The following is a 19,681-nucleotide window of genomic DNA, read 5'->3' on the forward strand; positions in this document are numbered from 1 at the left end:
ATGATAAACCATTTTCGATCCCCTAAATCTTTGTGCTTGATCAGTCTCTCGTTTCGTGCTGTGGATGCATAAATTGTTTTGCTGGTTGTTCTCGCTTTTTTGATTCTAATAGGTCAGCGTTTTCAGGACTTGCCCAACCAATATCATTTGTTGGATGAACCCATTCGTCTCCTGCCATAACTGATGGATCAACATCTTCAGACCAATTATTTAATGGAGAGTTAGGAGAGCTATACTTACTGTCTCCAATGACTACACCTTTTGAATTTACAAAAGGTTCTTCCATTTTAATGTCTGTCCCTTTAAAAGATGGAAAGTTTGAAATATGGGGTAAAGTATCATCCAATACTGGTGAATCGATTTTGGTTTTCTTATTTTTTCTCTTCATTATATATCACCTCTGCTTACAAATTATTATTTACTATTTAGTGATTTCAATTCAAAAAGGACAATATCCAAAATTGAATATTGTCCTCTTTTACTCATACTTCAATTGTAAAAAATGAAGGCGATAATGTTTTAGGTGAGAAATAAACTAGCATTGCATAATTACCAGTTCTATATTCTCCAGTTTGTAAGAAATGTTCGATATCAAATGAAAGTGATTCAATCATTGTATGTTTAAAGATTTCTTTTTCGTTTAAATGAAGTGAAATAAATTCTGAACCTAAAAATTCAGGGTTATCAATAATTCGTTTATAAATTTCCTTCGTAAAATCATGGTTTGTTATTTCAGACCACCAAGGTTTACGTGGTTTATACTTATGATTTAAGTAATAATCAAATTTCATAATATCTTTAACGATGGTCTCGTTTTTAATTTGATAATGCGTTAAAAACTCATTTAGACGCTTAAATAAATCTTCAAGCTGATGACCGATTCTTGACCAACCACGTTCTTCCCAATATGCACCAAATAATTGGAAGAAATCAAAAGGACTTTCAAACTCATTTTCAACTAAATATTCAATCGTATTATTTGTTCGATGGTCATTCCAATATTTTTCAAGTACATCTTCAACTTGTTTAATTTTTACAATGTCGTCAAAGGATAGTACATTATTACTTAATATTTCATACGGAGCATAATCCATATACACATAATCATGTTCATTTGCTCTTAATCGTACACCAGTTCCTCTTAGCATTTTTAAGAAACCTAATTGTAGTTCTTCGGGTCTTAACGCAAAAACGTCATTGAATGTTTGACGGAATGAATCGTAATCCTCTTCTGGTAAACCAGCAATTAAATCTAAATGTTGATCTATTTTTTCTCCATCTCGTACAAGTGTGACAGTTCTGCATAGCTTTTCAAAGTTTTGTCTTCGCATAACTAACTCGTTTGTCGCATCATTTGTCGATTGAACGCCTATTTCAAATCGGAATAAGCCTTTAGGTGCATTTTGATTTAAAAATTCGATGACTTCAGGTCTCATAATATCACCAGTAATTTCAAACTGGAATACAGTTCCTTCCACATGTTCGTCAATTAAAAATTGGAACATATCCATTGCATAACTACGACTTATGTTAAAAGTTCTGTCTACGAATTTAAAAACTTTTGCTCCGTTTGCCATAAGATAACGAATATCATCTTTGATCACCTCTCGATTAAAGTATCGTACCCCAACTTCAATAGAAGATAAGCAAAACTGGCAATTAAATGGGCAACCTCGGCTTGTTTCGATATATTGAATTCTTTTACTTAGAAATGGCAAATCTTCTTTAAATCGATAAGGGGAAGGAATTGTTGTCAGATCAATTTTTTCGGTTTGTGGTTTAATGATATTTTTTCCTTCATCTCGATAACCAATGCCATTTATAGAAGTGAAATCATCCCCATTTTCAATCGCTTTAATTAATTTCTTAACAGTGATTTCTCCTTCACCAATCGTAACGATGTCAATTTCCTTTACACGATCTAACCAATAATTGACATCATAGCTTACTTCTGGACCGCCAACAAAAATAATAACTGAAGGATCAATCTTCTTATACATACGTATTACTTCAATCGTTTGTTCGATATTCCAAATATAGCAGCTAAAGCCAAGAATTTTTGGCTTACGTTTATATAAGTCTGTGATGATATTAAGACTTGGGTCTTTAATTGTATATTCAGCAAGCTCTATATCATATTCAGGCTGAGCATAGGCTTTAATGTATCGAATCCCCAAATTAGTATGGATATATTTTGCATTTAATGTAGCTAAAACAATGTTCATTTATATACCTCGTTCTAAATTATTATCGATTTATTTTATCATAAATTAATGAGATTACTAAATTTTGAAAAGCGAAATAGAAAATGAATGAAAATTATAAGTTCAAAATAATTTTAGCGGGAAGTATTTTCAAGAAGTTTTGCACTAAAAACCCGTAAAAATACGAAGAATCTTGCCGAATTAATAGTAGATTTTCTTCACGTTTTTAATAAAAAAGACATATGATTTACTAAACACAAAAAAGTTTCCTTAGGGAAAGAAAGGGTCAAGAAAATGAGTAGGAAAGTTTTATTTTTCACGTATTTGTTTAATAAAATAGGAGTATTGTCAAATCAAGATGTAAAAAAAGTATTAAATCATTAATTACTATCAAAAATGGATAAAAGCTGTAGAAAATTGATGATTCTTCATTTACTTAGAACTATTGACAATGAAGACCGACACATGACATAATTTTATTAAATAGTATGAATAGTTTGAATTTTTAACGGTGTCCAAATAGATAGTTTAAATAAGTGGAGGTGTAAATATGAGTTTATTTTTAGAACAATGGAAGAAGCTTGCAAATATTAAATGTGATTTGGCGAAAAGAGATTGGTTTTATGGTACGAGTGGAAACTTGTCTATGAAAATTTCAGACGATCCATTATTATTTCTTGTAACAGCGGATGAGAAGGATAAGAGGGCACGCTGTGATGAAGAATTTATTGTTGTGAATAACCTTGGTGAACCAGTATTTGATACGGTATTAAAGCCATCACTTGAAACATTGATTCATGCAAATATTTACGAAAAAACAGCTGCTACTTGTGTGCTTCATGTACATACTGTAGATAATAATGTTATTTCTGAGTTATTTAGCAATGAAGGGCAAGTAGAACTTGAAAATAATGAGATGATTCATATCTTAACAAGTTCGTATTTTGAAAATAAAATAACAGTTCCAATCATTGAGAATGCTCAAGACATGGAAACGTTTAAACGCGCATACACTCCATTTTTAACAAAGGACTTTGGGGCTGTTCTTGTTAGAAATCATGGAATTACTGTTTGGGGAAGAACCCCTCTAGAAACGAAGAAATGGCTAGAAGGAATTGAATTTCTAATAAGTTATAAAGTAAAACTAATGATGATTAAAGGTCATAAAATAAAAGCAGGCAACTAAATAGTATTAAAAAAAGCTGAAATAGTAGTGGTAAATAAATTCCATTACATTTCAGCTTTTTTATTTTATAATAAAATTATACTATTTTTGAAAAGGAATCATTTTAAGCAGGATTTAATAAAAAGTCGTCTAATTTATTTAAGTAAGAACGATCGATAAAAGAGCTATTACATAAAAAAAAATAAACCTACTAGGTAAATTTGCTTAGTAGGTTTCATATTGTATCTATTTTAAATAATTTAGTTAAAATGAATAATAGAAACGAATTCGATTAAGTATGAAAAGGTTTGTTAAAAAACATCCTGTAGAAGGGAATCAGTCTAATGAATGAATATCAACTCAGCCGTTTATTATTATCTATTTCATTAAAAAGGGAAGAAATGGTATTTTTTGCGGAAACTAAAGGGTTAAACGAACATTTGACCTTAAAAGCCAGTCAAGAATTGGACGAGTTAATTATTTCATACCAAAAAAAATTACTAACTGAATTAAATAAGTCATTTTCATTGAAATAATCTTAAGATTGATTAATAAGTGTAAAATAGTAATATAGAATGAACGATGTAAAAGAAATTGAAGGGGTATTATTATGGAAGAGACAAATAGAAAAGATATAGAGCTTTCTTTAAAGCTATTTATTGTATTATCGCGAGCTCATAGAAAGATCAGTGATTCAGCAAACAAATCAATTGCTAGTTTTAATTTAAATCCAACTGAATTTGCAGTACTAGAGCTCTTGTATCATAAAGGAAATCAACCACTTCAACATATTGGAGAAAAAATATTAATCGCAAGTGGAAGTATTACTTATGTTGTAGATAAACTTGAGAAAAAGGGACTAGTTTATCGAAATCCTTGTAGTGCAGATCGTCGAGTAATTTATGCAGAAATAACGGACAGTGGAAAAAAATTGATGGATGAAATTTTTCCTATTCACGAAGAATTTTTACATGAACAAATGAGTGATCTATCGAATGAAGAAAAAAACTTCCTAATTCACTTATTGAAGAAAATTGGATACCATGGTTCTAACTAAAAAAGCTTGCATTTGATGGAGCTTTTTTTTATTTTTTTACAACCATCTTATAAATTATTTTGGATTAAACTACTAATTTTTTCTTGAAAAAACTAGTATCTCTGCATTTCTATTGTATGATCCTAAGTTGTTAATTTTTAAATTTTCAGAAATTTATTTAGATTTAGGTTTTTTTACAAGAAGATTTTTTATATAATAGCAATATCACAAAAAAATGGAGGGATTAACATGGGTTTTCAAGATTACAAGTATTGTAGACCGAATATTCAGAAGTTTGGGGAACAATTTAAACGTTCACTACAAAATTTTTATGATGCTTCAACGGTCTATGAACAAGAATTAGCAATGAATGAAATCAATGATTTAAGAAATGAATTTTCAACAATGGAAAATTTATGTGCAGTTCGCCATTCAGTTGATACAAACGATAAGTTTTATGAAGATGAGCAAGCTTTTTTTGATGAGAACACTCCAATTGTTCAATCTTATGGGCAACAATATTATAAAGCATTAATCGGTTCACCATTTAGAGAGCAACTTGAAGAGAAATATGGCCATCAATTATTTGCTTTAGCTGAATGTGAAGTGAAAATTTTAAATGAGGAAGTAATACCAGATTTACAGGAAGAAAATAAACTAACGACTGAATATGCTAAGTTAGTAGCTGCTGCTAAACTACCATTCTATGGTGAAGTGAAAACGTTAGCACAAATTTCAGCACATTTCGAGGATAAAGATCGAGAGGTTAGAAAGACAGCATATGATACATATTTTGGATACTTCTCGGAGAATCAGGATAAATTTGATGAGATTTACGATAAATTAGTAAAAATTAGAACTCGTATTGCAAATAAACTTGGATTCTCAAACTTTATTGAACTAGGATATGCTCGTATGATGAGGACAGATTATGATGCAAATGATGTGAAGAAGTTTAGAGAGCAAGTTCTTGAAACAATTGTTCCAATCGCCACAGAATTAAGAGAACGACAAGCTAATCGTATCGGTGTGGAACAACTTTATTATTATGACGATAAATTTGAATTTGTAACTGGTAATGCTACACCTAAAGGTAATCCTGAGTGGATTATTGAGAATGGTAAAAAAATGTATGATGAATTATCGAAAGAAACAAGTGAATTTTTCAATTTTATGTTAAAGGAAAATTTACTAGACTTAGTTGCTAAGGAAGGAAAACAAGGTGGGGGATATTGTACTTATATTCCAAACTATAAGGCTCCTTTTATTTTCTCGAATTTCAATGGTACATCAGGTGACATTGACGTACTTACACATGAAGCTGGTCATGCATTCCAAGTTTATGAAAGTCGCAAATTTGAAACACCAGAGTATAACTGGCCAACTTTTGAGGCGTGTGAGATTCATTCAATGAGTATGGAATTTTTCACATGGCCTTGGCAAGAAGAATTCTTTAAGGAAGATACTCAAAAATATTATTTTACACACTTAAGTAGTGCAATTACATTTATTAGTTATGGTGTAGCAGTAGATGAATTCCAACATGAAATCTACGCAAATCCCGATTTAACACCTGAAGAACGCCACGGGCTGTGGAAGAGAATCGAAGAAAAATATTTACCGCACCGAGCAAATGATGGAAATAGTTATTTAGAAAAGGGTGGTTTATGGCAAAGACAAGGTCATATTTACCAATCACCATTCTATTATATTGACTATACATTAGCTCAAATTTGTGCATTACAATTTTGGAATAAAATGCATGAAGACCGAGACTCAGCGTGGTCCGATTATGTTGGACTTTGCAGGTTAGGAGGAAGTAAATCATTTTTAGGTTTAGTTAAAGAGGCTAAACTCGAATCTCCATTTAATGATGGCTGTATTGAGAAAACACTAGAACCTGTTAGAAAATGGCTTGCAGGCGTTAATGATCAAGATTTATAAGAAAAAACTCCGACTTTTTAAAAGTCGGAGTTTTTTATATGGGTTAGAAAAGATGAAGAAACCTTTCTCTTAAATTTAATTATTAACGACTTTAGCAGTTTCCTCAGATTTAGAATGCTTTTTTGTTCTCTTAGAAAAGAACAGTTCATATACAACTGGAATAAATACTAGTGTTAATAAAGTCGATGAAGTTAAACCACCGATGACTGTAATAGCTAATCCTTTCGAAATAAGTGTACCACTAGACGTTGTTAATGCTAATGGTAGTAAAGCAGCGATTGTAGCAAATGCGGTCATTAATATAGGTCTTAGACGTGTTTTACCTCCCTCGATGATCGCTTGACGAAGAGGTAATCTTTTTTGTTCTATATTTTGACTAATGCGATCGACTAGTACGATTGCATTGGTTGTCACAATCCCAATTAACATTAGCGAACTAATATGAATTTTCAATCTTTTGAAGAAAAAAGATTGAAAATTCATTCTTATTACTTGTTCAATCCTTTTAAAAATAATTAACATAGATTTTCATTTTTTGTGAAATGATAAGATGGCAAGAAATTGATTAATTTTAAGGAGGTATAATAATGACAAAATCAAAAAGAGAAAAGGAACGATTTTGGAATGAAAGAAAGTCGAACCAACAGCCACATGGTAAAGTAAAATCGTTTAAAGAATTGGACAAAGAAACAAAATAGTCATCTCCTTTACTAAAGAATGATTGAAGTAGAATATCACTTATCACATTTTCATTGTAATCATAAAAAAAAGTCCCGTGATCTACACGGGACCTAAGACTGATTTGGTAAAGAATTCTTATATTTTTTATAGAATTGAAATCTATGTAGTTCGAACCTTTTTAAAATACGAATATAAGTAGAATCTATTATTTAAACTATTCTACAGTTGTTACTATTTTATAATTTTTATGATTTACGACTGTTAGCGGTTCCATTTCTAAATCTCTGAAATTTTCCATTATGGATATGTCAACAATGACAGAATTTTTATTAACCTTTTGTACTCTACCTTTCAACCCCTGTTTAAACTCAATGATATTTCCTGCTTCTGCAATTTTCATGAGCGTATCTCCTAACAAAGTTTTGACTTGACACCTTCTATAATGCATGAAAACGGTTTAAAGGTAAAGAGAAAATTCAAATTTTTTTACAATTTTGTCTTTTTTTATAAAAAATTATGTTTAAAAACCTTTTGTAAGGCAAAAATGGTTGTAGCACTTTTTTGGAGGTTAGTTTGTTGAAAGACTGGTTTGAAGAGTTTGAAGTAGAAATTTCAAATGAGATTGAAAATTTGGTTAGTCGTAATACGCTCATTGGTGATCCGATTTTATTTTTTGAAAACATTATTTTAGTACCATTTTTTGAAATGATTTTGGCGCTAGGGGAAGCTCATTCATCATATGAGTTTGCGAGTATTGGAACAGGAGTAGAAGTCATTCCTAAAGCATTCTTAGTTTTAAAAGATGGAAAGAGTGAAGTAATTTTAGTAAATAATAAAAATATGAATTTAGCTGTTACGGAAAAAATTCTAGATGTTACTATTTAGTTTCCATTAAGTTCATTCTTTGTTAATGTTAAGGTTATAGTTTATTTCTTGTAGCGATCAAAGATAAATCAAAATAATGAAGGGTGATTAGATGGAACAAAATGAATTTATCAATTTGATTGATCAGCTAGTTAAAGGCGTGATTTCTGAAATTTACATTACAAAAGATGATTTTTTAACATTTAGACAAATAATCGTTAATCGAGAGGACTTTAAGCACTTTCGTGGGATTGCTCAGCATGGAGGCCATGTAATATATACTTACTTGGAAGAAGCTAGAAGTTAACTGTTTTGTTAATTTTAAAAGTCAAAATAATATTAATTTAATCGAGTACTCATTAATAGTTTGCGAAAAAAAAAGTTTTTTTTAGCTTTTTTTCTTATTTCGCAAGGTGTTAATGAGTATTTTTTTTGTGAAAATGTTATGACCTCATTTGACAAAAAAATCGTTTTACACTTTATTGCACTCTTCTCCATAATTTGTTAAATTTCATATATTGTTTAAATTAGAGACATATTGTCGAAATGTTTATTTTTTAAATCCAGTATCTATATATTGTGTTTGTTCTAAAAAGGTAATACAATATGTAGGTATATAATATAAGTATTTTCAATATTCTTACATATTAACGAGGGTGATAATATGGTGATAGTTTACAGTTCAATGACTGGCAATGTTAAGCGATTTGTCAATAAAGTTAGAATGCCGTCAATCCAAATAAAAGATGGACTAAAAATTGAAGAACCGTATATTCTCGTAACCTATACTACAGGATTTGGTAACGTACCTGAAAACGTAAGTACTTTTTTGAAGAGTAATTCGAAGTATTTAAAAGCAGTTAGTGCAAGTGGTAATAAAAACTGGGGAGATTCTTTTGCAGCAAGTGCAGATAAAATAGCATCAGACTATCAAGTTCCAGTGTTATCAAAGTTTGAACTGTCAGGGACAAGTCGAGATGTACAATATTTTATTGAGGGAGTGGAAAAGCTTGAGACATATAGAGCTAAATAATGAATTGACGATTAAAAAAGATGGTTTTTTTGATCTCGCAAAAGATAAAGAAGCGCTTCTTTGTTTCTTAAAAGAAGTAGAAGATAAAAAGATTCAATTCTCTTCTTTAAAAGAACGCTTAAACTATATGATTCAAGAAAACTACTATTATAATGTTGAGTTGGATTACTCCTTTGATGAAATAGAAAAATTATATGAGTTAGTATACAATGCCGAATTCACTTTTCAATCCTACATGGCCGCATCAAAATTCTTTAAAGATTACGCATTAAAAACAAATGATGGAAAGTATTATTTAGAAGGATATGAAGATCGCATTGCGATTGTTGCACTATATTTAGGAAGAGGCAATATTGAAAAAGCATTGAAATTAGCAAAAATGATGATTCAACAAAACTATCAGCCAGCTACACCAACTTTCTTAAATGCTGGACGAAGTAGAAGAGGCGAATTGGTGTCATGTTTCTTATTAGAAATGGACGATAGTTTAAATTCAATAGGATTTCAAATTAATACGGCAATGCAACTGTCAAAAATCGGCGGTGGTGTTGCACTAAATCTATCTAAACTTAGAGCCAGAGGAGAGCAAATTAAGGAAATTGATAACGCTGCAAGTGGTGTTGTTCCTGTTATGAAGCTATTAGAAGATTCATTTTCATACGCTAACCAGCTAGGACAACGTAAAGGTGCTGGTGCAACCTATTTAAATATTTTCCACTGGGACGTAGTTGAATTTCTTGATACAAAAAAAATCAATGCCGATGAGAAAAGCAGAATTCAATCACTATCAATCGGTTTAATTGTTCCAAATAAATTCTTTGAACTAGCAGAAAAAAATGAACCATTCTATGTATTCGCACCATATACAGTGTATAAAGAATATGGGATTCATTTAGATGATATTGATATAGATGAAAAATATGAAGAGTTAGTAAATAATGAACGAGTTAAAAAGAAAAAACTAGATTTAAGTGCACGTGATCTTTTAGTAAAAATTGCTGCGATTCAATTAGAATCGGGTTATCCATATTTAATGTATAAAAGTAATGCCAATCAACAGCATGCATTAAAGGATATTGGCGAAATTAAAATGTCTAATTTGTGCACAGAAATTTTTCAACTTCAAGAAACATCAGTCATCAATAATTATGGTGAAGAAGATCAGATTAAACGTGATGTGAATTGTAATTTAGGATCATTAAACATTGTAAATGTAATGGAAAATAAAGCGATCAGAGAATCTGTACATGTTGGAATTGAAGCATTAACAGCTGTAGCAGATATGACGGAAATAGAGAATGCACCTACTGTTAAAAAGGCAAATGAAGAACTTCATTCGGTTGGTCTTGGTGCAATGAATTTGCATGGATTTTTAGCGAAAAATAAAATCTCATATGAAAGTGCTGAGGCTAAAGATTTTGCGAATACATTCTTTATGATGGTAAACTTTTATTCGATCGAAAAAAGTATGCTAATCGCTAAAGAAACTGGTAAAACGTTTAAGGATTTTGAAAAGAGTGAATATGCTAAAGGCACTTATTTTGAAAAGTATACTTCAAAATCTTATGAACCTAAAACAGATAAGGTAAAAGAATTATTTAATGGAATTTATATCCCAAATGAATTTGACTGGGTTACATTAAGTAAGCAAGTACAAGCGTATGGATTATATAACAGCTATCGTTTAGCAATCGCTCCTACTCAATCGATTAGTTATATTCAAAATGCTACTTCATCAGTTATGCCGATTGTAAATGTTATTGAATCTAGAACTTACGCAAATTCAACAACTTATTATCCGATGCCATATTTATCAAAAAATAGTTTCTGGTATTATAAATCAGCTTATGATATTAACCAATTTAAGTTAATTGATTTAATTGCTGAAATTCAGCAGCATGTCGATCAAGGTATCAGTACAATCTTATATGTAAATAGTGATGTCTCAACGCGTGAGCTTGCTAGATACTATATTTATGCTAATAAAAAAGGATTAAAGAGTTTATATTACACACGTACTCGTAAGTTGAGTGTAGAAGAATGTATTAGTTGTTCAGTATAAAATAGGCCAAAATGAATCTAAATTAAACGACTTAATGATCTAAAATGAAATGCTCGAATATAGAATGCTATTTTGCATATTGTTCTATATCATCGAGCTTTCTTTATGATTAGGGGGAAAATAAATGAAAGCTGTTAACTGGAATAAAAAAGAAGATGATTTTAGTTTAGTGTTTTGGAAGCAAAATCTATCTCAGTTTTGGACGGAAGAAGAAATTGTCGTTTCATCTGATAAAAATACTTGGAATACATTATCAAAAGAGGAACAAACTGCATTTAAAAAGGTTTTAGGTGGTCTAACATTATTAGATACTAAGCAAGGCGGAGAAGGAATGCCTTTAATATTAGTTCATCTTAAAAATTTACAAGCTAAAAGTGTACTAGCATTCATGGGTGCAATGGAAGAAGTTCATGCCAAAAGCTATTCACATATTTTTACAACTCTTGCTACAGAAGATGAAATTGAAGATTTATTTAAATGGGTGGACGAGCATCCAATTTTAACTAAGAAATCGGAATTAATTTCTTCTTATTATTTAAATTTATTAAAGCGTGATGTAACTGATGAAGAGTTATTCATGGCAATGGTTGCAAGTGTATTTTTAGAAAGTTACTTATTTTATAGTGGATTCTTCTTTCCGTTATATTTAGCAGGACAAGGTAAAATGACTGCTAGTGGTGAGATTATTAATCTAATTTTACGAGATGAAAGTATTCACGGTGTATTTGTAGGACTATTAGCGCAACAAATTTATGTCCAATTTACTGATGAACAAAAAACTCGACTTTACAATGATACCATGTCATTATTAGTTCAATTATATGAAATTGAGTTACAATATACTGAAGAAATTTATTCTTCAATTGGTTTAGTAGATGAAGTTAATAAGTTTATTCGATATAATGCAAACAAAGCGTTAATGAACTTAGGTTTTGAAACATATTTTGATGAAGAAGATATTAATCCTATTGTTTTAAATGGTTTAAAAACGGATACTAAAAATCATGATTTCTTCTCTGTTAAAGGGAATGGGTATGTAAAAGCAGTTACAGTGGAAAAATTAACAGATGAGGATTTTGTCTTTGAATTTTAAATGTAAGGAAGTATGTAAATGAAAGCACTTGTTTTTAGAGAATTTGGTCAATCAGACGTATTAACATACGAAGAGATAGCAACACCTAAAATTTCAAATGATGAAGTATTAGTTGAAATGAAGGCTGTGGGAGTTAACTTTGCAGATATTTATCGTCGTAAAGGAAATTATCATTTAGCAGGTGATCCTCCGTATATTTTAGGGTATGAAGGCTCTGGTATTATTGCAGAAGTCGGTTCAGATGTAACGGACTATAAAGTAGGAGATCGCGTAGCTTTTGCAGATGTTCCTTTTGCGAATGCAGAGTATGTTGCTGCAAAGGAATCTCATATTGTACCAATTCCAGATGAAATTAATTTTGAAATTGCTGCATCTATTATGCTACAAGGGTTAACTGCACATTATTTAATAAATGATAGTTATAAAATAAAAGCAGGTGATGTTGCACTTGTTCATGCAGTCGCAGGTGGTGTTGGTCAATTATTGACTCAAATGATTCGCTTAAAAGGTGGAGAGGTAATCGGATTGACCTCATCACAAGAAAAAAGAGAAAAAGCTTTATCAATCGGTGCGAAAGAGGTATTTTTATATACTGATAATTGGGTTTCAAAAATAAAAGAGTTTACAAAAGAAAAAAATGGTGTAGATGTTGTCTATGAATCAGTCGGATCTACAATAATGGATAGCTTTGAAGCAACAAAAGTTCACGGTACAGTTGTATTTTATGGAATGGCTGGGGGGGATCCAGTTCATATTGATCCAAGAATGTTAATGGATACCTCAAAAACACTAACCGGTGGCGACTTGTGGAATGTACTAATTTCGAAAGAAGAGAGACTACGAAGAAGTAGTGAGTTATTTAATTGGATTGCAACGAAACAATTAATCGTACAACAACCTACTGTGTTTCCTTTAAAAGATGGTAAGCTTGCTCATGACCTATTAGAAAGTAGAAAATCGACTGGAAAAATCATATTATCTGTTTAATAAGAAAGACCAAAACAAAAGTTTTGGTCTTTTTATTAAGCTATCTAATCGGTAGTGTTATTGTAAAAGTAGTACCATTATTACCACTAATTACGGATATGGTACCATTGTGATTTTGAATCAATTTTTTTGTTAAAGATAAACCTAGTCCGGTCCCGTCATCTTTCGTTGAGAAGAACGGATCAAAAATATATGGTAAATCTGAAGGCGGAATTCCCGATCCATCGTCTTTTAATGCAATATAAATAAAATCTTTATCAATATAAGTTGCAATGCTAATTGTAAGCTGTCCTTCTTTTTTAGCATCTAATGCATTATGAAATAAATTTAAAATTACTTGAACAAGTTGGTTTTTATCAAAGAAAATATGTGCTCCTACTAATTCCTCTGATAAGTAATAGTCAATTTTGACATTATTTAAAACGGTCTCGCTAAATAATAGTTGTTTAATGTGATTTGTTAAAAAATCATTTATATTGATTGGCTCTGGCTTATAGTTCGCATTCTTTGTAATCGATAAAAAGTCTGTAATAATTCCATTTGCCCGGTCTAATTCTGGAATCAATAAATCATTAAACAATTGCTTATACCTAGATGGAGCTTCTTCTTGCAAGAATTGCAAATAACCTCTAACAGTTGTAAGTGGATTGCGGACTTCATGTGCTATACCTGCAGCGATTCTACCTGACATTGCTAGCTTTTCAGAATCTCTTGCCTCGTTTAAATTATGAAAAATACCAATAACTCTTGATATTTCACCATTTATATCACGGATAATCCGTGTATTGATAATGCCATAGTTAATATTTAAAATTTCCTTATTATAAAATTCTTCGCCCGAATAAAGTGTTTGCAATATATAAATGTCTTTATCGTCTATTTTTAATAACTCTCTAATATGTCGTCCGATAAATTCGTATTTAGTGATTCTAAAATCGATCGAAACTTGTTGATTGTATAGCGTAATTATTCCATCTTTATCGATAAATAATATGTGGTGTGGTAATGCATCATAGATTGATTGCAAAGTCCTTCTACTATTCGATAAAAAGTTAGTGAATTTAGTATGTAATGGAAGTATATCATTATTTGTATTAGATTTACTTGTATTTCTAGTTAAATGATTCGAATTAGATAATTCGAGTGTTTCGTTCGAAAATATAGATCCAGAAGTTATTGTATTTAAAATTATTTCATACGATTTTACCTTTTCTTCAAGTTCGTTAATTTTAGCTTTTAGTTCATGTACTGGCTCGTTTATCATTTACACTATACTCCAATTTCTACTAAAATAAAATTATACTATAGTCATTATAACAAACATATCCGTTTATTTTAATGAAAATTAGAAATAATTAATTAATAATGAAAGAACTAATAGGAGAGATGTATGGAAATAAAGATTGGAGTTACTGGGTGGGGCGATCATGATAGTTTATACCCTGATCGGATTCACTCTTCAAAAAAATTGAGACAATATTGTATGCATTTTCCAATTGTCGAAATTGATTCTTCCTATTATAGTATAATGCCACAATCAAACTATCAAAAATGGGTAAATCAAACGACAGCTGACTTTTCATTTATTGTTAAAGCATATGGCGGAATAACGGGCCATTCAAGGCAAAACTATTCTAAAGAGGAGCAGATTTTACTGTTAACGCCATTTTTGGAATCAATCCAGCCTTTAATTGAAGCGAATAAATTAAAAGGCATATTATTTCAGTTTCCACCTTGGTTTAATTGTAAAAAAGAAAATGTTGAATTATTAAGAATTTTGAAAAGTAAGCTCAAAGGACTTCCTGCAATTTTAGAATTTCGTAATCAGACTTGGTTTTATCCTAGTTTTTATGAGCAAACTTTGAAATTTATGGAGGATGAAGGGTGGATTCATTCGATCTGTGATGAGCCACAAGCAGGGAATGGTAGTATTCCGATTGTACTACACCCAACAAATTTAAATCTAACTTTAATCCGTTTTCATGGACGAAATATTTATGGATGGAATCATAATGGACAAGATAACTGGCGTGAGGTACGTTATTTATACAGATATAATGAAGAAGAATTGTATGAATGGGTAGAAAGAATTGAGCAGTTATCAAAAAACACAAAAGAAATTTGTATACTGTTTAATAATAATTCTGGTGGAGATGCAGCGGATAATGCTAAACAATTAATGAAGCTGCTAGGCATTGAATTTGGACCATCCTCTACCGAGCAGCTTGAATTATTTTAGTTTGATTTTCGTAAAAGAACTATGCAGAAAATATTAATTAGTAGGAATGCAACAAATGCTAACATTGGAATGGTAATAAATCCAAACCAATTTAAATAATCTCCAGTACAAGGGACAGGTCCACATTGTGTAGCTGTTTCTTTAAGTGCAGGAACCTTTTGAATTAAAATATGATAAATTGAAATACACATACCTATTAAGGATAAAGGTAGTGCATAAACAACATCTTTTATATTATTTTTATAAAAAGCGATTCCGATAATAAAAACAATCGGGTACATAAAAATTCGCTGATACCAGCATAATGAACATGGTGTCCAATGATTAATTACTGAAAATGATAAACTACCTAGTGTTGCGATAATGCTTACAATCCAGGTGAGAAATAAAATTGATTGCTGTTTCTTCATACCTTACCATCCTTAAATTGAATTTCGATATTGCTATTGTACCTTTGATTGGATGTAAAGTGGTATAAAAACGTCGTTAGGTTGTTAAGTTTTTTAATTAATAAAAGCCTGAGATTATGTTCTCAGGCTTTTAAATAACTTAAGCGATTGCTGCATCTAGTGCGATGACAATCATATCATTAAAAGTAGTTTGTCTTTCTTGTGCAGATGTTTCTTCGCCAGTGAAGATATGGTCGCTTACCGTTAAAACAGTAAGTGCGTCTACATTATGTTTTGCTGCGATTGTATATAATGCAGTTGTTTCCATCTCTACAGCAAGAACTCCGTAATTCGCTAATTTTTCGTACATGTCCATACTATCTCGGTAGAAAATATCAGAAGTTAAAATATTTCCTACTTTCACATTTAATCCTTTATTCACAGCACCTTCATACGCTTTCTTTAATAAATCAAAGCTAGCACAAGGAGAATAATCGAAACCAGGAAATGTTTGACGATTCATATTTGAATCTGTACAAGTCGTCATCGCAATAATGACATCACGAATTTTTACATCTTTTTGAAGCCCACCACAAGTGCCAACACGAATCAACGTTTTTACACCATAACTATTAATCAATTCATTTACATAAATCCCAATTGAAGGAATTCCCATTCCAGTACCTTGAACGGAAATTCTTTGACCTTTATAAGTACCAGTAAAACCAAGCATTCCGCGAACTTCATTATAACAAACTACATCTTCTAAAAACGTTTCTGCAATATATTTAGCTCTTAATGGATCACCAGGTAATAAAATTTTATCAGCAATTGCACCTTGTTCGGCACCAATATGTATACTCATTTAATGCTCCTCCTTCAAAACTGTTTGTATATAGCCCATCATTATCAGTATGTTAGTTTCTACATTTAAATAAAAAACATTCTTATTTGTAACACTACTTAAAGGAAAAAGTAAGATGGACGTAGTACATATTAAATATAGAAATAAAATATTCATAGACAATATTAACCAATACAGATAATTTATGGCGAATTTTAATTATTGCACAGGTGATAAAATATTGAAAGAGTTTACAATTAGAATTTTTAGCTTTCTTGAAATAACTAAAAATTATTAATTTTAACTTTTTAAGGGAGAATGATCTATGAAATTTCGTTTTATTGCTGCTCTATGTGTAGCTATCTTAATTATTCTACTAATTAGCAATCGTTTAGTTAATCATAGTATATTATCAAGTAGTAGCCATGTTAGCCAACTGAAAGTTCAAAAAGTAAAGTGGAATCTATCGACTAAAAAAACCTTACAAGAAGTAACGGTATCTTCTAGATCATTGAATGCATTGCAACGAGAAAAAATTAGAATATTTATTACGACAGATCAATTAAATTCCTATAAAGTCATTGAACCTGTCTATAATGGGAATAACCATTTTACATTTAAGTATTCCTTTAAGAAAGATATACCTTATTACGTTAGTATATTTATACATAATCAAACCCTTGATACAAAGATTTTCCAAAAGCAAAAGAACAAAAAAGGAGAAGTATTTCCGACTGCAATTTTAACGAAAAAAACTGATGATTACAGAGTTTCCCTACTTTATACTTCAATTCTTCCAAAAACTAAGAGTAAAATTACATTTAATTTTGATCAATTTAAAAAACGTTCCAAATTTACTGATCAGCAATTTTATATAATGAATGAAGAAGGAACATATTTTAGGCTAATTAGCAATCCTAATAATCAATCAAAAGTAAGCTATGAACTTGATTTACCTGAAGCAGGTATGTATAAAATATTTTATGAATTTAAATTAAATGACGATCGAAAATCATTTAATTTTATTTTAGACGTAAAAGACAAAGACAGCTAAGGAGTAGAAAATGCACAATTTATTAATGAATTCAAAAGTATTAGTTTTTGATTTAGATGGTACTTTGTATGATGGTACCGAGCACTACGATTACTATGCCAAATTACTTGCGAATGAGATAAGTCCAGAAAAGCGTGATTCTTTTTTAAAGGATTATCAAAAAATAAAAGATTATGACCATGCACTAACTATAGGCAAAATTTATGATTCGAAAAATGATTTAATTATATCGTTAGATCCAATTACATTAAATCCAATTCAAGTATTTACTTGGGAAGGGCAGCTGCTTTCTAAAAATGAACTTCCAGAAAATTATCTTGAAAAAATTAATTATGAATTACCATATATCCCAGTAGGTGATGGATGGTGGATTCCTTTAGTAGCAAGTTATCATTACGGTGCAAAAGATGTTTATCACTGTTATGATAAAACAAAGGAGTATATGGCAACAAAAGAGTTTAGTATTCCTTATATAAAAGGTTTAAAAGAAGCATTAGAAAAAGTTAAGGATTCAAAAAAGTTAGTATTGTTAACAAACTCTGATCGAGCAGATGTAACTAGATTACTGAAACTACTTAATTTAAATGATTTATTTCATTTAGAAATTACGGATGGTAAGAAACCATTAGAAACAGAAAAGCATTTTAAAAATATAATAAATCAGTTCAATGTTAAGCCACATGAAATTGTTTCAATTGGTGATAACTTCATTAATGAAATTTCTCCTGCTTTAAAATTGGGGATGCATGGGGTTTACATTACAAATCAAACAACGAGACAAGTAAGTGATTCCTTATTAGTTGTAAAAAAACTAGAGGAAGTATTTGAGTAATTTGGTAAAACTGTAAGCAAAAAATTGCTTACAGTTTTTTGTGATTTTTTATCATGATTAACTAATCTTTTACACATAATTTGAATTGGTATTTCACTTTGATGTATACTCAATTTCCATCTTTATTTTATGTGCTTCATACATACTTTGGAAATTGCTTAGAGAAAATAATGTTAGGAGGAAGTGTGAATGAACAAAAATCGAAGACGATACTCTCTCATATTTTCTATCTTTATTTTTTTTAGTGCATTTTTTAGTCAAAATATAAATAGTGAAGCAAGAACGACAAATTACGGCTATATTACTCATCCGTTATTAATTTATTTTTTTGATGTAGGTCAAGGGGATAGCATGGTTATGATTTTACCAAATGGTAAGACGGTACTGATTGATGGAGGAGACGTGGAACATGGTGGAGTGGTTATAAAAAAACTTAGACGACTACATATAAATGAAATCGATCTCTTAGTCAGTACACATCCTGATATTGATCATATTGGTGGGTTATTAAAAGTAATGAATAGTGTTAAAATCACAAAAATCCTCGATAGTGGGAAAAAATATAATTCACATTCTTATTATTTATATAAGAAAGAAGCATATCAAAGGAATATTCCAATAAGTATTGCAAAGTTAAATGAAAAAATTATGCTTGACCCAAATGTCGATATCACGGTTTTAAATAGCGGGAAAAAATCGTATACAAATAATAATAGTTCAATTGTATTGAAGGTAAAATATGATGACATTTCAATTTTATTAACTGGAGATATTGAAAGAAAAGCCGAACAAAGGTTAATTAAAAATGAGGATATCAATGCTCAAGTACTAAAAATTCCGCATCATGGATCATCAACATCAACTTCAGAAGCGTTTTTATTTGCAGTAAATCCTACAGTCGCAATTCTTTCATATGATAAATTTAATTTATTTGGTCATCCTCATCGTTCAGTAATGAAGAGGTTAAATCACCTAGGAATTAAGCAATATACAACGGACCAATTCGGAGATATCGAATTATCAACAAATGGACATAAATTATATATTGAAAAAGAAGAAGTATTGGTAGATCCATGAAGGACAAAAACCTATACTTCTTTTTTTAGTCAAAAGTGATTTAATTTATTATTTTTGAATCAGTAGTATAGACAACTAGGAGTATATATCATAAAATAGTTATGAAGAAATCAAGCTACTTATATAAATGAATGTGAATGATGATTAAGTAAACACTACTTTCTATATTGGGGTATT

Annotated in this window: 21 protein-coding genes and 1 pseudogene; 15 read left to right on the top strand and 7 right to left on the bottom strand. The window is 30.4% G+C overall.

Features of this window, described 5'->3' with window-relative positions:
- Nucleotides 1-40: 40 nt before the first annotated feature.
- Together ACSBO6_RS06175 and ACSBO6_RS06180 are read right to left on the bottom strand one after the other, a co-directional pair.
- Nucleotides 41-388 carry a DUF3905 domain-containing protein gene (locus tag ACSBO6_RS06175; RefSeq protein WP_098846926.1) on the bottom strand — a complete coding sequence of 116 codons (348 nt, stop codon included), beginning with the start codon at nt 386-388 and terminating at the stop codon, nt 41-43.
- 94 nt (nt 389-482) lie between these two features.
- Entirely contained in the window at nt 483-2,225 is a 1,743-nt protein-coding gene (locus ACSBO6_RS06180) for a B12-binding domain-containing radical SAM protein (RefSeq protein WP_098846927.1), read from the bottom strand.
- Between the two features lie 529 nt (nt 2,226-2,754).
- On the opposite strand from ACSBO6_RS06180, the gene mtnB reads away from it, so the two are divergent.
- The 4 genes from mtnB to ACSBO6_RS06200 all read left to right on the top strand — a co-directional run bounded on the left by mtnB (nt 2,755) and on the right by ACSBO6_RS06200 (nt 6,349).
- The gene (mtnB, locus tag ACSBO6_RS06185; RefSeq protein WP_098846928.1) at nt 2,755-3,390 is read left to right on the top strand and encodes a methylthioribulose 1-phosphate dehydratase; all 636 of its coding nucleotides are present in this window, start codon (nt 2,755-2,757) and stop codon (nt 3,388-3,390) included.
- Between the two features lie 323 nt (nt 3,391-3,713).
- Nucleotides 3,714-3,905, top strand: a complete 192-nt coding sequence (locus ACSBO6_RS06190) for an aspartyl-phosphate phosphatase Spo0E family protein (protein WP_056474119.1) — start codon at nt 3,714-3,716, stop codon at nt 3,903-3,905.
- A 74-nt stretch (nt 3,906-3,979) separates the two neighbouring features.
- Entirely contained in the window at nt 3,980-4,426 is a 447-nt protein-coding gene (locus ACSBO6_RS06195; RefSeq protein ID WP_498844371.1) for a MarR family winged helix-turn-helix transcriptional regulator, read from the top strand.
- Nucleotides 4,427-4,654: 228 nt separating this feature from the next.
- A complete protein-coding gene (locus ACSBO6_RS06200; protein ID WP_098846930.1) occupies nt 4,655-6,349 on the top strand; it encodes a M3 family oligoendopeptidase in 1,695 nt (564 codons plus the stop codon).
- Between the two features lie 75 nt (nt 6,350-6,424).
- Here ACSBO6_RS06200 and ACSBO6_RS06205 read toward each other — a convergent pair.
- Nucleotides 6,425-6,790: pseudogene (locus tag ACSBO6_RS06205) on the bottom strand (efflux RND transporter permease subunit); the annotation flags it as partial.
- Nucleotides 6,791-6,936: 146 nt separating this feature from the next.
- Between ACSBO6_RS06205 and ACSBO6_RS06210 the strand changes: the two are divergent.
- Nucleotides 6,937-7,047, top strand: coding sequence for a DUF6254 family protein (locus ACSBO6_RS06210; protein WP_286138372.1), 111 nt, complete (start codon nt 6,937-6,939; stop codon nt 7,045-7,047).
- 197 nt (nt 7,048-7,244) lie between these two features.
- Here the strand turns inward: ACSBO6_RS06210 and ACSBO6_RS06215 are convergent, their stop codons facing one another.
- Complete coding sequence (locus ACSBO6_RS06215; protein ID WP_098846931.1) at nt 7,245-7,430, bottom strand: YkvS family protein; 186 nt, start codon at nt 7,428-7,430, stop codon at nt 7,245-7,247.
- A gap of 176 nt (nt 7,431-7,606) precedes the next feature.
- Here ACSBO6_RS06215 and ACSBO6_RS06220 point away from each other — a divergent pair, with 176 nt between their 5' ends.
- From ACSBO6_RS06220 to ACSBO6_RS06245, 6 genes are all read left to right on the top strand, one after another.
- Nucleotides 7,607-7,915: a spore germination protein GerW family protein gene (locus ACSBO6_RS06220; RefSeq protein ID WP_098846932.1), complete on the top strand. Its 309-nt coding sequence runs from the start codon at nt 7,607-7,609 to the stop codon at nt 7,913-7,915.
- 91 nt (nt 7,916-8,006) lie between these two features.
- Nucleotides 8,007-8,201, top strand: a complete 195-nt coding sequence (gene ykzS, locus ACSBO6_RS06225) for a protein YkzS (RefSeq protein WP_098846933.1) — start codon at nt 8,007-8,009, stop codon at nt 8,199-8,201.
- 357 nt (nt 8,202-8,558) lie between these two features.
- On the top strand, nt 8,559-8,927 hold the full coding sequence (gene nrdI / locus ACSBO6_RS06230) for a class Ib ribonucleoside-diphosphate reductase assembly flavoprotein NrdI (RefSeq protein ID WP_098846934.1): 369 nt from the start codon (nt 8,559-8,561) through the stop codon (nt 8,925-8,927).
- Nucleotides 8,905-10,989 carry a class 1b ribonucleoside-diphosphate reductase subunit alpha gene (nrdE, locus tag ACSBO6_RS06235; RefSeq protein WP_098846935.1) on the top strand — a complete coding sequence of 695 codons (2,085 nt, stop codon included), beginning with the start codon at nt 8,905-8,907 and terminating at the stop codon, nt 10,987-10,989. The genes nrdI and nrdE overlap by 23 nt, the downstream gene beginning before the upstream one ends.
- A gap of 124 nt (nt 10,990-11,113) precedes the next feature.
- Complete coding sequence (gene nrdF, locus ACSBO6_RS06240) at nt 11,114-12,082, top strand: class 1b ribonucleoside-diphosphate reductase subunit beta (protein WP_498844372.1); 969 nt, start codon at nt 11,114-11,116, stop codon at nt 12,080-12,082.
- Between the two features lie 18 nt (nt 12,083-12,100).
- Nucleotides 12,101-13,069: a quinone oxidoreductase family protein gene (locus ACSBO6_RS06245; RefSeq protein ID WP_498844373.1), complete on the top strand. Its 969-nt coding sequence runs from the start codon at nt 12,101-12,103 to the stop codon at nt 13,067-13,069.
- 40 nt (nt 13,070-13,109) lie between these two features.
- Here ACSBO6_RS06245 and ACSBO6_RS06250 read toward each other — a convergent pair whose 3' ends face one another.
- Entirely contained in the window at nt 13,110-14,333 is a 1,224-nt protein-coding gene (locus tag ACSBO6_RS06250) for a two-component system sensor histidine kinase NtrB (protein ID WP_498844374.1), read from the bottom strand.
- 126 nt (nt 14,334-14,459) lie between these two features.
- Between ACSBO6_RS06250 and ACSBO6_RS06255 the strand changes: the two genes are divergently transcribed.
- Complete coding sequence (locus ACSBO6_RS06255; RefSeq protein ID WP_498844375.1) at nt 14,460-15,308, top strand: DUF72 domain-containing protein; 849 nt, start codon at nt 14,460-14,462, stop codon at nt 15,306-15,308.
- Here the strand turns inward: ACSBO6_RS06255 and ACSBO6_RS06260 are convergent.
- Together ACSBO6_RS06260 and deoD are read right to left on the bottom strand one after the other, a co-directional pair.
- Nucleotides 15,305-15,718, bottom strand: coding sequence for a disulfide oxidoreductase (locus tag ACSBO6_RS06260; RefSeq protein ID WP_098846940.1), 414 nt, complete (start codon nt 15,716-15,718; stop codon nt 15,305-15,307). The two genes, ACSBO6_RS06255 and ACSBO6_RS06260, sit on opposite strands and share 4 nt — an antisense overlap.
- A 139-nt stretch (nt 15,719-15,857) precedes the next feature.
- Nucleotides 15,858-16,562, bottom strand: a complete 705-nt coding sequence (gene deoD / locus ACSBO6_RS06265; protein WP_498844376.1) for a purine-nucleoside phosphorylase — start codon at nt 16,560-16,562, stop codon at nt 15,858-15,860.
- 304 nt (nt 16,563-16,866) lie between these two features.
- On the opposite strand from deoD, the gene ACSBO6_RS06270 reads away from it, so the two are divergent.
- The 3 genes from ACSBO6_RS06270 (at nt 16,867) to ACSBO6_RS06280 (ending at nt 19,504) form a co-directional block, all read left to right on the top strand.
- A complete protein-coding gene (locus tag ACSBO6_RS06270; RefSeq protein WP_098846942.1) occupies nt 16,867-17,595 on the top strand; it encodes a hypothetical protein in 729 nt (242 codons plus the stop codon).
- A 10-nt stretch (nt 17,596-17,605) separates the two neighbouring features.
- A complete protein-coding gene (locus ACSBO6_RS06275; protein WP_098846943.1) occupies nt 17,606-18,427 on the top strand; it encodes an HAD family hydrolase in 822 nt (273 codons plus the stop codon).
- 189 nt (nt 18,428-18,616) lie between these two features.
- A complete protein-coding gene (locus ACSBO6_RS06280; RefSeq protein WP_498844377.1) occupies nt 18,617-19,504 on the top strand; it encodes a ComEC/Rec2 family competence protein in 888 nt (295 codons plus the stop codon).
- The last annotated feature ends 177 nt before the right edge of the window (nt 19,505-19,681 follow it).

The sequence above is a fragment of the Bacillus sp. AL-1R genome, from assembly GCF_052180195.1.
In the GTDB taxonomy this organism is placed as follows: domain Bacteria; phylum Bacillota; class Bacilli; order Bacillales; family Bacillaceae_G; genus Gottfriedia.